General features: G+C 69.1%; 13 protein-coding genes. 5 read left to right on the top strand and 8 right to left on the bottom strand.

Annotated features, from left to right (window positions below):
- Positions 1-13: 13 nt before the first annotated feature.
- Together HUG10_RS18505 and HUG10_RS18500 are read right to left on the bottom strand one after the other, a co-directional pair.
- Positions 14-733 carry a thioredoxin family protein gene (locus HUG10_RS18505; RefSeq protein WP_179171176.1) on the bottom strand — a complete coding sequence of 240 codons (720 nt, stop codon included), beginning with the start codon at positions 731-733 and terminating at the stop codon, positions 14-16.
- Positions 734-829: 96 nt separating this feature from the next.
- The gene (locus HUG10_RS18500; protein WP_179171175.1) at positions 830-1624 is read right to left on the bottom strand and encodes a fumarylacetoacetate hydrolase family protein; all 795 of its coding nucleotides are present in this window, start codon (positions 1622-1624) and stop codon (positions 830-832) included.
- A 106-nt stretch (positions 1625-1730) separates the two neighbouring features.
- Here HUG10_RS18500 and HUG10_RS18495 point away from each other — a divergent pair, with 106 nt between their 5' ends.
- A complete protein-coding gene (locus HUG10_RS18495; protein ID WP_179171174.1) occupies positions 1731-2174 on the top strand; it encodes a universal stress protein in 444 nt (147 codons plus the stop codon).
- Between the two features lie 42 nt (positions 2175-2216).
- Here HUG10_RS18495 and HUG10_RS18490 read toward each other — a convergent pair whose 3' ends face one another.
- Positions 2217-3659 carry an amidase gene (locus tag HUG10_RS18490; protein WP_179171173.1) on the bottom strand — a complete coding sequence of 481 codons (1443 nt, stop codon included), beginning with the start codon at positions 3657-3659 and terminating at the stop codon, positions 2217-2219.
- A gap of 143 nt (positions 3660-3802) precedes the next feature.
- Between HUG10_RS18490 and HUG10_RS18485 the strand changes: the two genes are divergently transcribed.
- From HUG10_RS18485 to HUG10_RS18470, 4 genes are all read left to right on the top strand, one after another.
- Entirely contained in the window at positions 3803-5008 is a 1206-nt protein-coding gene (locus tag HUG10_RS18485) for an acyl-CoA dehydrogenase family protein (protein ID WP_179171172.1), read from the top strand.
- A 72-nt stretch (positions 5009-5080) separates the two neighbouring features.
- A complete protein-coding gene (locus HUG10_RS18480) occupies positions 5081-5851 on the top strand; it encodes an IclR family transcriptional regulator (protein WP_179171171.1) in 771 nt (256 codons plus the stop codon).
- Between the two features lie 318 nt (positions 5852-6169).
- The gene (locus tag HUG10_RS18475) at positions 6170-6982 is read left to right on the top strand and encodes an aldo/keto reductase (RefSeq protein WP_246310378.1); all 813 of its coding nucleotides are present in this window, start codon (positions 6170-6172) and stop codon (positions 6980-6982) included.
- 102 nt (positions 6983-7084) lie between these two features.
- The gene (locus HUG10_RS18470) at positions 7085-7939 is read left to right on the top strand and encodes a fumarylacetoacetate hydrolase family protein (protein WP_179171170.1); all 855 of its coding nucleotides are present in this window, start codon (positions 7085-7087) and stop codon (positions 7937-7939) included.
- A 218-nt stretch (positions 7940-8157) separates the two neighbouring features.
- On the opposite strand, the gene HUG10_RS18465 is transcribed toward HUG10_RS18470, so the two are convergent.
- From HUG10_RS18465 to HUG10_RS18445, 5 genes are all read right to left on the bottom strand, one after another.
- Entirely contained in the window at positions 8158-8931 is a 774-nt protein-coding gene (locus HUG10_RS18465; protein ID WP_179171169.1) for a fumarylacetoacetate hydrolase family protein, read from the bottom strand.
- A 552-nt stretch (positions 8932-9483) separates the two neighbouring features.
- A complete protein-coding gene (locus HUG10_RS18460; protein ID WP_179171168.1) occupies positions 9484-9912 on the bottom strand; it encodes a universal stress protein in 429 nt (142 codons plus the stop codon).
- A gap of 351 nt (positions 9913-10263) precedes the next feature.
- Positions 10264-10611, bottom strand: coding sequence for a hypothetical protein (locus tag HUG10_RS18455; RefSeq protein WP_179171167.1), 348 nt, complete (start codon positions 10609-10611; stop codon positions 10264-10266).
- A gap of 209 nt (positions 10612-10820) precedes the next feature.
- Complete coding sequence (locus HUG10_RS18450) at positions 10821-11816, bottom strand: lipid II:glycine glycyltransferase FemX (protein ID WP_179171166.1); 996 nt, start codon at positions 11814-11816, stop codon at positions 10821-10823.
- The gene (locus HUG10_RS18445; RefSeq protein WP_179171165.1) at positions 11813-13444 is read right to left on the bottom strand and encodes an alkaline phosphatase family protein; all 1632 of its coding nucleotides are present in this window, start codon (positions 13442-13444) and stop codon (positions 11813-11815) included. The genes HUG10_RS18450 and HUG10_RS18445 overlap by 4 nt, the downstream gene beginning before the upstream one ends.
- Positions 13445-13488 lie beyond the last annotated feature (44 nt).

The following is a 13488-nucleotide window of genomic DNA, read 5'->3' as shown; positions in this document are numbered from 1 at the left end:
CGGGGCGGTCGCGTCAGTCGCCTGCGGCCAGTTCGCGGAGCGTCGCCAGTTCCGCCTCGATTCCCCGCCTCCCCTGGGCGCCGTAGATCCGCGAGTCGACGGTCCCGTCGAGCACGAACAGCAGCGCCGGTCCGGCGGTCACCTGGTACTCTTCGGCGAGGAACTCCTGGTGGTCGGGACCGTACACCGCGAACGGCATCACCTCCTGCGGGTCCGCGAAGATCGACTCGAGGTCGTCCTTGACGGTTTCGCAGGGCGAGCAGTCGTCGAGCCAGACGTACACGACCGCCGGCGAGTAGATCCGCGTAAGGTGGGGGACGTGCGTCGCCGGGACCGGGACGAACGACTCCGGGACGCCGTCGGTCGGCGTCTCGACGGGACGGAACAGCCGCAACACCGGGAGCAGCGACAGCCAGTCGCCGGACGAGAGGAACGCGTCGGCGGCGGCCAGCTCCCCACCGTCGGCGGCGGCCGTCAGGTGGTCGTGGAGCGCGAACAGCTCCGCGAGGGTGCGGGAGTCCTCGGCGCCGAGGGCCGCGAACGGGTCGACGACCGCCTCCCGTTCGACCCGCTCCCGGACGAGCTCGGCCAGCTCCTCGCGAGTCCGGCCGGCGACCTCGTCGACGTAGTCCTCGACCGAGGACTCGAAGCGCTCGGTCGTCGTTACCTCCCCATCTCGCGTCGTCAGGACGCCAGTCGTGAACAGGGATTCGCTGGCCGCGGCGTCTTCCATGGCGGCCCTCTATCGCACGGATGGATAAAAAGTTCGCACGTCGACACCACGCCCGAACGGGTGAGGTCGGATCCGATCGTCACCCGGTCGGCGGGCTCAGGCCTCGACGTCGTGTTCGAGCCGTCCCACGCCCTCCACCTCGATCTCCACGTGGTCGCCGTCGCTCAGCGGCCCGACGCCGACGGTGGTCCCCATGGCGACGATGTCGCCGGGTTCCAGCGTCAGGAACGTCGAGACGTCGCTGATGGCCCGCCCGACGGGGAAGACCAGCTCGTCGTCGTCGGAGTCCTGCCGCTTCTCGCCGTTCAGCCAGAGCCGCACCCGCGGTTGCTCCGGCACCTCGTCGGGCGTCGCCAGCACCGGGCCGATGGGCGCGGAGTTGTCGAACGCCTTTCCGCGCACCCAGTTCCGCTCGACGTCCTGGTCGTCGCGGTTCGAGACGTCGTTGAGACACGTGTAGCCCGCGACCACGTCCATGTAGTCGTCCTCCGGGACGTTGCGGCACTGCTCGCCGATGACGACGCCGAACTCGCCCTCGTAGTCCATCCGACCCTGTCCGAGTTCGATGTCGCCCTTCTCGCGCCCGGCCAGCTCCTCCTCGGTCGCCGCGGGGGTCGGCAGTTTCACGGTGTCGCCGTGGCCGGCCACCGCGTTCGGACCCTTGAGGAAGAAGCCCGGGCGGGGCGGGAGGTCCTCGGGGATGCTCCGGCCCGCCTCCTTGATGTGCTCGACGTAGTTCGCGGCCACGCACACGATCTTCGACGGCTCGACCGGCGGGAGGACGTCGACCGCCTCCGGGTCGTACACCTCGCCGCCGAACTCGATGCCGTCGTCTGTCCACTCGCCCCGCCGTACGGAACCGCCGCGGTCCCTGAATCGGACTCGTCGCATTGTCTTACCTCGCATCGACCGGTGGACCACGCCGGCATATAGCTTTGCGTCGGGTGGGGGTCCGCCCGGGACAATCTACTTAGGGAGGGATGGTAATGGGACGGGCATGCCGATACTGGCCGCGATCGGGGAGAACCAGCGATCCGAACGGGTGCTTCCGGTGTCCTACGAACTGGCCGAGCGGTACGACGAGCCGCTCGTCGTCCTGCACGTGGCGCCCGCCGAGGAGTTCGACGAGTACCGCAAATCGATCGAGGAGCTTCCGGGGTTCGGCGACGTCACCATCGCGCAGGAGGAGGACAGCGCCGCGCGGTTCGCCTACCGCGCGGCCGAGGACGCGCTCGGGGGGGTCGACGACCGCGTCGAGCCGCGGGGCCGCGTCGGCGACCCGGCCGACGAGGTCCTCGCGGAGGCGGCCGACATCGACCCGGAGTTCCTCGCGGTGGGTGGGCGGCGACGGTCCCCCGTCGGCAAGGCCATCTTCGGGAGCGTCACCCAGGAGATCCTGCTGAGCGCGGAGTGCCCCGTCGTGACCACGATGCGGGACTGACGGCGGGACCCGCGACCACCTTCTGAACCGGCGACTGATTCCTCACTCGGGGTAGGCGTCCGCCCAGGGACGCTCCCGTTCGACGGCCGCGCTGGCAGCCAGCACGTCCCCGTCGGCGTGACGGCGACCCACCACCTGCATTCCCACGGGGAGCCCGTCGTCGGCGAGCCCCGCCGGGACGGCGCCGACGGGGTGGCCCGAGAAGTTGAACGGCTGGGTGAGCAGCCAGCCGCGCAGCGGTTCGACCTCGACGCCGTCCACCTCCGTCGGGTGCTCGCCGTGCGGGAACGGCGTGACGCCGAGCGTCGGCGTCACGAGCAGGTCGTACTCCCGGAGGAGGTCAACGACGCCGTCGTACACCGTCGTCCGGGTCACGTCCGCGCGCTTGTACTCGCGCGTCGTGACCGGGTCGCTCTCGAGGATGGTCTCGACGGTGACCGGCCGGAGCAGGTCGCGGTCGGCGCCACGCGGGTCCAGCCCGTGAACCTCCTCCAGGTTGTCGAACAGCGACTCCCAGCGCACCTTGGCGAACGTGTAGAAGGCGTGGAGGACGTCCTCCCGCTCGCAGTCGATGTCGGGGTCGACCCGCTCGACCGTCGCGCCCGCGTCCTCGAACGCCCCCACGGCCCCGTCCACGACGTCCCGAACGGCCTGGTCGACCGGGTAGATGCCCAGGTCGGGGCTATACGCCACTTGCATGTCGTCGATCGGGCGCTCGGTGGCGCCGACGTAGTCGGTGCCGTCGTCCGGGAGGCTGAACGGGTCCCCCGGGTCCGGGCCGGCCATCACGTCGAGCATCACCGCCGCGTCGGCGACCGTGCGGGCCATCGGGCCGGTGTGGGAGAACGGCGTGTGGTCGGCGAAGGCGTCGGGCCGGTTTACCCGCGGGACGCGCCCGAACGAGGGCTTGATGCCGAACACGCCACAGCAGGAGGCGGGCGTGCGGATCGAGCCGCCGGTATCCGAGCCCTGGGCGATGGGGACCAGCTGGTCTGCCAGCGCCGCGCCCGCGCCGCCCGAGGAGCCGCCGGCGACCTTCGACGGGTCGAACGGGGTGCCGGTCGGCCCGAGCACGAGGTTGTCCGTGGTACAGCCGAGGCCGAACTCGGGCGTGTTGGTCTTGCCGACGACGATCGCGCCGGCCGCCTCCAGCCGCCGCACGAACTCGTCGTCCTCGTCGGCGACGTTGTTCTCGAACAGGCGGGAGCCGAACGTCGTCCGGACGCCGGCGACGTCGTCCAGGTCCTTCACCGCCACCGGGACGCCGTGGAGCGGGCCGAGCGATCGACCCTCCTCGACGGCGCGCTCGGCCGCCTGGGCGTCCTCCCGGGCGCGGTCGGCGGTGACGGTCACGAAGGCGTTCGTCCGGTCGTTGCGCGCGTCGATACGGTCGAGCACGGCGTCGACCACGGCGACCGGCGAGCGGTCGCCGTTGCGGATCTCGCGTGCGAGACGGGTCGCCGAGAGCGTGTGGATTTCTGTCACACACTCAAGGCCGTGGGAACGGCTCAAAAAGGTTCCTCCGTCGGCCCGTCCGACGAGCACACCCTCGCCTCCTGGGGCCAATCGCTCCCGTTCAGCGCCGAGGGGAGGGAATTATATGGACCGGGACCCCTCTCACCCGGTAGATGGTCCATCCCGTTCGGGGTAGCGTGGAGCTATCGGAGGAACAGCGGGTGTTCCGGCGGAGCGTCCGGGAGCTCTGTTCGGAGTTCGACGACGCGTACTGGCGCGAGCGCGACGCGACCGGCGAGTACCCGCACGAGTTCGTGGACGCGCTCGCCGACGGCGGCTGGCTGGGCGTGCTCATCCCGGAGGAGTACGGCGGCGCCGGGATGTCGACGGTGGAGTCGGTGATACTGATGGAGGAGATCGCCGCGAGCGGCGGCGGCTTCGGCGCCGCCCAGGCGGTCCACGGCGGCGTCTACAACTCGGTCCCGTTGGTGAACTACGCCGACGAGGCGACGAAGGCGGAGTTGCTGCCGAAGGTCGCGGCCGGCGAGGTGTCCGTCCAGTCGTTCGGGCTGACCGAGCCCAACGCGGGCTCGGAGTCGACGGCGATCGAGACGACCGCGACCCGCGAGGGCGACGAGTACGTCGTGAACGGCCAGAAGATCTGGACCTCGCGCGTCGACGTCTCGGACTACCTCCTCCTCGTGGTCCGGACTACGCCGGTCGCGGACGTCGAGAAGGAGACCCGCGGCCTGTCGCTGCTGCTCGTGGACCTCGACGACGCGACCGGGCAGGGCGCGCTGCGGATGGAGCCGATCCCGAAGACCGCGGGGGAGTTCGTCCACTCGTTCGAACTGTGGTTCGACGACCTCCGGGTCCCCGCGGGGAACCTCGTCGGCACCGAGGGGGAGGGGTTCTACCACCTCCTCGACGGCCTCAACGAGGAACGGCTCGTCGTCGCCGCCGAGTGCGTCGGGCTGGGCGAACTCGCAGTCGAACGGGGGGCCGCCTACGCCCGGGAGCGCGAGGTGTTCGGCCGGCCCATCGGCGCCAACCAGGCCGTCCAGCACCCGCTTGCCGCCGCACACGCCCACGTCCAGGCGGCCAAGGAGGTCACCTACGCGGCGGCCCGCCGGACGGACGACCTCACGCGGCGGGAGCTCGGCGGCCGCGCGAACACCGCCAAGTACCTCGCGGCCGAGGCCTGCTTCGAGGCCGCCGACGCGGCGGTCCAGGCCCACGGGGGGTTCGGCGTCGCCCGGGAGTACGACGTCGAGCGGTACTTGCGGGAGGCCCGGCTCACCCGGCTGGTCCCCGTCACCCAGCAGCTCGCGCTCAACTACGTCGCGGAGAAGGTCCTGAGCCTGCCGCGCTCGTACTGATCACCGCGACCCGAACCGCGTTCGGTCCTGTAGAACAATAGTTATAAATAGCGTTGTTTGTGATACTCTCCCATGACCTCACGAAACGACGCGCTGGGCGGGATCGGGGCGACCGAGACCACGTTCGACGTGATAGAACAGATCGGGGAGCGCGGCGAGGCGCGCGTCACCGAACTGGCGGACGAGCTCGGCATGGCCAAGAGCACCGTCCACAACCACCTGCAGACGCTCCGTCGTCGGGGGTACGTGCTGCAGGACGGCGACGAGTACCGGCTCAGCCTGCGCTTTCTCCACCTGGGACAGCGGGTGCGGACCCGGCAGCCGGCCTACGAGCTCGCGCGGGACAAGGTGAAGAAGCTCGCCGCGCAGACGGGCGAGCGATCCCAGTTCATCGTCGAGGAGCACGGCTACGGCGTCTACATGTTCCGCGAGTCCGGGAGCGAGGCCGTCCACACCGACTCGGAGATCGGCAAGCGGGTCCCCCTGCACGCCACGTCGGCCGGCAAGGCCATCCTCGCGAGCCTCCCGGAGCCCGACGTCGAGGAGGTCATCGCACGGCGCGGCCTCGAACGCTTCACCGACCGGACGATCACCGACGAGGGGGAGCTGTACGAGGAGCTGGAGCGCATCCGCGAGCGCGGCTACGCCGACAACCGGGGGGAGAGCACCAACAGCCTCTGGGCGGTCGGCGTGCCAGTCTCGACCGCCGACGGGCGCGTCCTGGGGGCGCTGAGCGTCTCCGGCCCGAGCCAGCGGATGAAGGGCGAGCGCATCCGGTCGGAGCTCCCGGACCTGCTCCTGGCCGTCGCTAACGAACTGGAACTCAACATCAGGTACGCCTGATCGCCGTTCTACGATGCCGAACGAAGATGTGGATTACAGACGTATGTTTGTAATTCCATCGTACCCCCCGCTCGTCCGTCGGAGACCGCCCGTATCGCTCCCCAGACGAACGATTGCGGCAGGGTAGACGGCTGACAATCCACGGACCGCCCCCATTCTGTTCGACGATGCAGAACAGCTGGACGGTATCCCCAATCCGTCACGCCGTCGCCGGGAGTGATCGTCCGTCGGGGGATCGTGGCCGCACCGTGGTCGACCGGTCGGTCCTGGCCCGGGGGAACGATTATGCCGGTGGCGTCGGAGGTCCGAACGTACACAATGGCGAATCACGATATCCCGTCGCCGGGGCTCGGAACGTACCGGAACACGGACCACGGGGAGTGCGTCGACAGCGTGCGGACCGCGCTGGAGGTCGGCTACCGACACGTCGACACCGCCGAGGCGTACGGGAACGAGGCTGCCGTCGGCGAGGGTATCGCGGCCGCCGACGTCGACGACGACGTGTTCCTGGCGACGAAGGTGCTTCACCCGCGGTTCACCGACGACTACTCGGCCGGGAGCATCGAGGCGAACGTGCGGTCGTGTCTCGACCGACTGGACGTGGAGTCGGTCGACCTGCTGTACGGCGTCCACTGGCCGGCCGGCGGCTACGACCCCGAGACCACCTTCGAGGTCCTCGCGGCCCTGCACGACGAGGGGCTGTTCGACCGGCTCGGCGTGTGTAACGTGACCGTCGACCAGCTCGAGGAGGCCCGCGACGCCTCGGCGGTCCCCGTCTCGGTACTCCAGGCCGAGATGCACCCCCTCCTCCCGCAGCAGGACCTCCGCGAGTACTGCGAGGCCAACGGGATCGCTTTCGTCGCCTACGCGCCGCTCGGCAACGGCCGCGTCCTCGACGAGCCCGAGATCCGGGAGATCGCCGACGACCGCGGGGTCAGCCCGGCCCGCGTGAGCATCGCGTGGTGTCTGGAGAAGGGGACGATACCCATCCCCAAGGCGACCGGCCGCGACCACATCGAGGACAACTGGCGCGCCCGCGACCTCGACCTCACCGACGCGGAAGTCGAGCGCATCGACGCCATCGACGACGTGGAGCGACAGTACTCGCCGGACTACGCCCCCGACTGGTAGCACGCTCGCTCCCGGGTTCCTGATCAGCAGTCCGGATTCCACCTCCCGGCGCCGTCGGGACGCCAATCTTTATGCCCGAACGAGCCCGCCGTTCACGGGAGCATGCGACTGGTACACTTTCACACGGGCGGGGACGAGCGACGCGTCGGCGTCCTCAAGGACGAGACGGTACGGGACGTCACGGACGAGGTCGGGGCGTTCGACGCCGCGCTGGCGGCGGTCACGACCGGGGACGGCGTCGGCGACGGCGGCGAGGAGCACGACGCGGCCGATGTGACGCTGCTGCCGCCCACGACCCGGCGCAACACCACCTTCGCGGTGGCGCTGAACTACTACTCCCACATCGAGGAGGTCGACCGCACGCAGGAGGAGTTCGAGCGGCCGCTGATATTCACCAAGGCCACCCGCGCGCTGGTCGGCCAGGGCGCGCCCATCGAGTACGACACCCGGTTGACGACGGACCTCGACTACGAGGGGGAGCTGGCGGCCGTCGTCGGCGAGCCGGGCCGGCACGTCGCGCCCGAGGACGCGCTGGACCACGTCGCGGGCTACACGGTGCTGAACGACGTCACGGCCCGTGACCTCCAGAACGTGCGGGCGAAGGACGAGGAGTGGCTCGACTGGTTCTCCGCGAAGGGGCTCCAGAACTCGACGCCGGTCGGCCCGGCGGTCGTCACGAGCGACGAGGTGGGCGACCCGAACGACCTCCACATCGAGACCCGCCACAACGGCGACGTCGTCCAGGACGAGGGCACGAACCTGATGATCTACGACGTCGCGGACCTGGTGTCGTACGTCTCCTCGCGGGTGGAGCTCCAGCCGGGCGACGTCGTCGCCACCGGGACGCCGAAGGGCGTCGGCCACTTCCAGGACGTGTCGCTCTCCGACGGCGACGAGCTGTCCGTGACCGTCGAGGGCCTCGGCACGCTCACGAACCGGGTCGAGCAGGTGGAGTAGCCGGCGTCCGGCCGGCGGCATGACTGAATCAGGAATCGACGGAACCGTGAGTCGGTGAAGCGGGAGTCGGCAGGAACGAAAGTCGGTGAAGCGGGAGTCGGCAGAACCGCGAGTCGACGGACTGGAACGCTACGGAACGAAAGCGAGAATCGGAACGCGGGACCGTCACCCGCAGTGCATCGCCGGCGCGACGATCCGAGGCCGACGCGACGACGGGGTTACTGGTTCGGGACGAAGTCGTGGGTGTCGTCCCCGCTGAACTCGCCCGCGACGTAGTCGTTCTTCAGCGTCCCGACGCCCTCGACCTCCACCTCCACCTCGTCGCCGCCGCTGATGGGGCCGACGCCCTCGGGCGTCCCGGTGGCGATGACGTCGCCGGCCTCCAGCGTCACCAGCTCGGTGATCTCCGCGATCAGCTCCGGGATCTCGAAGATGAGGTCGTCGATGGACGACGACTGTCTCACCTCGCCGTTCTGTCGGGTCTCGATGCTCGCCCCGTCCGGGAGGTGCTCCGGGGTGGCGAGCACCGGGCCGATGGGCGCGGAGTTGTCGAACGACTTGCCTCGCACCCAGTTCTGCTCGACGCGCTGGTCGTCGCGGTTCGAGAGGTCGTTGACGCAGGTGTAGCCCGCGATGACGTCCTCGGCGTCCTCCTCGGCGACGTTGCGGCACTGCTCGCCGATGACGACGCCGAGCTCCCCCTCGAAGTCGATGCGCTCCCTCGACTCGGGGAGGGTGATGGTGTCGCCGTGGCCCGCGAGGGTGTTCGGTGTCTTGAGGAACAGCAGCGGCCGCTCCGGGATGTCGGAGTCCGTCTCCTCGGCGTGCTTCGCGTAGTTCAGCCCGACGCAGACGATCTTCGACGGGTCGGTCGGCGGGAGGAGCGAGACGTCCTCGAGGTCGAACCGCTGGCTGCCGAACTCCACGGCGCCGTCGATCCACTCGCCAGTTCGCACGCTACCCGCCGGGTCCAGGAATCGTACCTTTCGCATGTCGAGTCACACGTTGACAGGGAACACCATAAGCGTGTCTGGACGCCCCGCAGTATTTGCCGCCCAAACGGCGACGGCCGGGGCTCCGGATTCGGGTTTCCCGAGCGGTCGTCCTGGAGGAGACAGAGTCGGCAGGCCCACCACCACATATAAGATATGTTTTATACCTCGATTAGATACTATTTCGCTTCCTCCGTGACGAGCCGAACTTCGGTGGGACGCCGGACGAACAACTGGTTCGACGGGGGAATGGTGGTTAAAGGGGAACTAACGCGGTCGGTCGGTTGGTTTTACCCGAAGGATAGATCCTCCGTCGGAGTGGATCGTGGAGGGAGTGCTCGTTCGAGCGACTCCGGGTTCGCGGATTCACCCCGTTCGAGTCCTCCGGTATCGTCTGCTCGTTCGGAGGGCGAGGAACGAACCCCTTTCATGGTTTCACTAGAATATCTGAAATAGTACCACTACTATCTGAAATTCGAGGTTAGATAGATAGTGTGTCGACCGCTCACGAACCGCACGAGCGTCGGTGCGCCGAGGCACACGACCGGCGCGTCAGCGGACGACCGTCACCGGGACGGGCGAGCGCCTGACCACCGTCTCCGCGACGCTGCCGAGGAGGAGACGGTCGAGGCCAGTTCGCCCGTGGCTCCCCATGACGACGGCGTCGACGTCGTTCTCCCGCGCGTATGCGACGATCTCCTTGGCCGGCTGGCCGAAGGCGCGGACGGTCTCGACCGGCCTGTCGGCCGCGGCCACCTGCTCGCGGGCGGTCGCGAGGAGGTCGTCCGCCTCCTCGACGACGGCGTCCTTCGTCTCCGCGGCGTAGTACACCTCGCCGTACTCGTCGGTCGAGACCCAGTCCCGCGGGTCGACCACGTGCAACAGCACGAAGGACGCGTCCGGGTACACCGAGAGCGCGTGCTCGACGGCGGCGTTCGACCGTGGGGAGTCGTCGACGGGCAGGAGGATCCGTTCGACCATCGGCCGTGAGGTCTCGTGGAGGGTGGACAAGCGTTTGGGTCCGCCGACTCCGTGAGCCGTCGCTGGGGATCACCCGGGGAGGAACGGGCTCCCTGTGCCGTTCGACTCGGTTCCGCGAGTACAGCTGGTTTGGATAGTACGGTTAGTTGTGATAGTTTTGCTAGCCAAAATAGCAGCTGCTGGGCTGGCAGCCGTCGTCACAGCGACGACGACGCGATCGACGCACGGGATGCGGACCGTCACGACTGGACGGCGTCAGCCGTCACGAAGCGGCGATCAGTCCGCCCTGCACGTCGGGAGCTCCCGGCGTGGAGCCATCACGTGTGACGTCCGCCAGGACGCTCGCGGCGGTTACGGGGCCTCCGTCTCCGTCTCGGTTTCGGTCTCGTTGCCGAAGGCATCGGTTTCCGTCCCCATTCCGGTCTCGGTCTCCATGCCTGTCTCTGTCCCCATTCCGGTTTCCGTCCCCATTCCAGTCTCGGTCTCCATGCCCGTCTCGGTCTCCTCGCCGACCTCCTCCTCCGTCTCCGTCTCGGTCTCCTCCTCCGTCTCCGTCTCGGTATCGGCTTCGAGCGGGTCGGTCTCCTCGCCGCCGCCGTTCCCGCCGCCGTTCCCGCCGCCGTCTCCACAGCCCGCGAGGCCGACTGCGATTCCCGTCGCCGCGATCTGAAGGATGCGTCGTCGGTCAGTGTCTGGCATGCTGGCTGGCGTACAACCGGGCTTTACTTTGGTATGAACAGCGTGTTCAAACGTAACGCCGACCGAAACGTCGGTTGTATTCGTTTTCTCGCTTGGAAAGGTTTGTGAATAGACCGCTCCTGGCCGGCAGTACCGCCCGCCTGAACCGGGAAGGGCGTGCTTAGGCTCGTGCAAGGGTAGGGGCGATCGACCGTCGTCCCCCGGTCCTGTCAACGCAGATTCTTGTACATCTGGGCGGCGAAGGTCATCGCGGTCGACCCCCGCTCGATGCTGAAGTACGGGACGAGATCGGGCGCGAACTTCGCCTTGTACGAGTAGATTCGCTCGTGGTTCGCGCCGACGAGGTCGAACGCGGAGCAGCCGCGATCGCGTGCGTCCGTCGCTATCCGCCACTCGAGCAGGTCGTTGACGGGGACCGGCGCGTCGGCCTTGGCGCCCCCGATCCACGCGCCCGCCCGCCCGTCGCTCTCGAGGTCGATCGCGCCGCCGGCGAACTCGCCCTCAACCCGGCAGACGTACGGGCGGATCGTCCCCGTGGGAAGTCTATCGTGGAGGTCGCGAACGAACTCGGCGGTGACGGGGTAGGACTCGCCCTGTTCCTCGTGGCGCTCCCGCGTCCGCGCGATGATGCTGTCGATGGCGTCTAGCCCCCCCTCCGTCACCTCGAAGTCGACGTCGTACTCCCCGGTGATGTTACGGCGCGCGTCGCTGCTGAACCGCGAGAGCAGCTCGTCCTCGTCCCGCGTCAGGTCGACGACGTACGTGTACCGGGGGGAGGCGTCGAACTCGTTCCACGTGAACGGCCGGGCGTCGCCGTACCCGATCGGCGTCCGGAGGTTCCAGTAGCGCGGCGAGACCTCCTCGTCGACCCACTCGATCACGCCGTCGACGAACCGCTGGTTTCGCTTGTCGCGCTTGCGGCGTTTCAGCTTCTCGAAGTTGAGGAGCGCCGGGCCGAGGTAGTGGACCTTGAGGTTCGGCGGCGGGGAGAACGCGCCGCTGATGGGGCCCTTCGAGATGGAGAACACCGGGAAGACGCCGACCGGTTCCTGCCCCTTGTACCCCACGAGCCGGTAGAGGTCCGCCCCGGAGTGCTCCGCGATCACGTCGAGCGCCTCCGCCCGATGGAAGGGAGTCGTCTGCGGCGAGTCGTCAACGATGTCGTTCCACTGGTCGTCGTCGGTGGTGCGGATTTCGATGCTCATGAGTCGTCGAGATATCCGAGATCTGCGAGCCGCTGTTCGACGTCGTCGTCGTCGGTCCGGCGCGTCCCCGTCGCCACGTAGGGCGGGTACTCGTCGGGCGGAACCGGGTCGACGACCGGAAGCGGGCCGCCGTCCATCCGGTCGCTCGGCGGGACGCCGAGCGCGGAGAGGACCGTCGGCGCCACGTCGAAGAGGTGGGCCCCCTCGACGCTCCCGTCCGCGTCGACCCCGGCGCCGACGGCGGCGACCAGCCCGTCGCGCTTGTGGTTCCACGTCTCGGACGTCGGGCCGAAGAGGTCCCCCCGCAGCGACGCGGTGAGGAACGTGTCGAACTCGTCCGGGACGGCGATGATGTCGGCGGCGTCGTCGATGTACTCGCCCTCGAAGAACTCCTCGCGGGGCCCGACCTCCGAGAACACGGGGTCGCCGTCGGGGGTCCGCGCGCTCGCGAGTTCGTCGACGACGTCGTCCCGGACGCTGGGGTACTCGGCGGGCGAGACGGTGCCGTTCGGCTCCCGGCCGGCCAGGTTGATGCGGATTCCGAGTTCGGTTCGCGAGCGCATGTAGGCGGTCGAGCGCTCGAAGTCGACGCGCTCGGTGCCGGCCCTGACCGTGTCCGTCGAGACGAGCTTCAGCGCCAGGTCCGCCAGCCCGAGCCGCGAGAGGATGGCCTCGATGCGCTGGCTCGTCAGCCCGTGGGCGGCCGCGGTCGCGACGGCGCGCTCGGCCAGCGACCGATCGTCATCGCCCTCTCCCCCGTCCTCGCCGAGGTTCTCCGGCCCGAGGGCGCCCCAGGACGGCATCCCGCCCTCCCCCCGCGTCGTGGCCACGAAGCCGCGCTCGCGGAGGAACTCGTTGACGCGGAACTCCTCGTCGCGGTACGGGCCGATCCCGTGGTCGCTGACGACGAACACCGTCTCCGGGTCGCAGGCGTCGAGGACGGCCCCCAGCTCCTCGTCGACCGTCTCGTAGACGGCGTTGACGGCCTCGTCGTCCTCCGGTCGCTCGTGGAACACCGTGTCGGTCTGCTGGAACTGGAGGAAGCCGAACTCCGGGTCGAACCGATCCGCGAGGTGGCGGAACGCCGCCCCGCGCATGCGAGTAAGCCGTCGGTACCACTCGATCTGCTCGTCGCCCTCCACGCCGCGGGGCGCGTAGACGCGGTACTCGCCCAGCTCCTCGCGGAGGTCCTCGATCAACCCCTCGGGGTGTGTCGGCGGCGACTCGGGCCCGACGTACCCGGGAACGAGCGCCCCGTCGAACGCCGGCGGCGGCGCGGTGACGGGGACGTTGACCACGACGCTCGTGCGGTCGTGCTCGGAGAGGAGTTCCCAGATGGCGTGTTCCCGGACGTGCGACCGGTTCACGACGTCCCAGTCGTAGCCGTCGAACGTCAGGAAGTCGAACGCGCCGTGGCTCCCGGGGTTCGTGCCCGTGTACAGCGACGGCCAGGCGCTGGGCGTCCACGGGGGGATCTGCGACTCGAGTGGGCCCGAGGCGCCGCGCTCCAGCAGGTCCGCGAGCACGGGGAGCCGACCGTCGTCGATCAGCGGATCGACCACCGGCAGGCACGCGCCGTCGAGCCCCACGAGTAAGGTCCGGAGTCCGTCGTCGTCGTGTCGGCTCACGGCTCCCTCCACCTACCCCGCCACAATTGTTATACGGACACTGC

Origin of the sequence: Halorarum halophilum, from assembly GCF_013401515.1 — an archaeon.
GTDB lineage: Archaea > Halobacteriota > Halobacteria > Halobacteriales > Haloferacaceae > Halorarum > Halorarum halophilum.
This window is presented reverse-complemented; position numbering and strand designations above follow the sequence as displayed.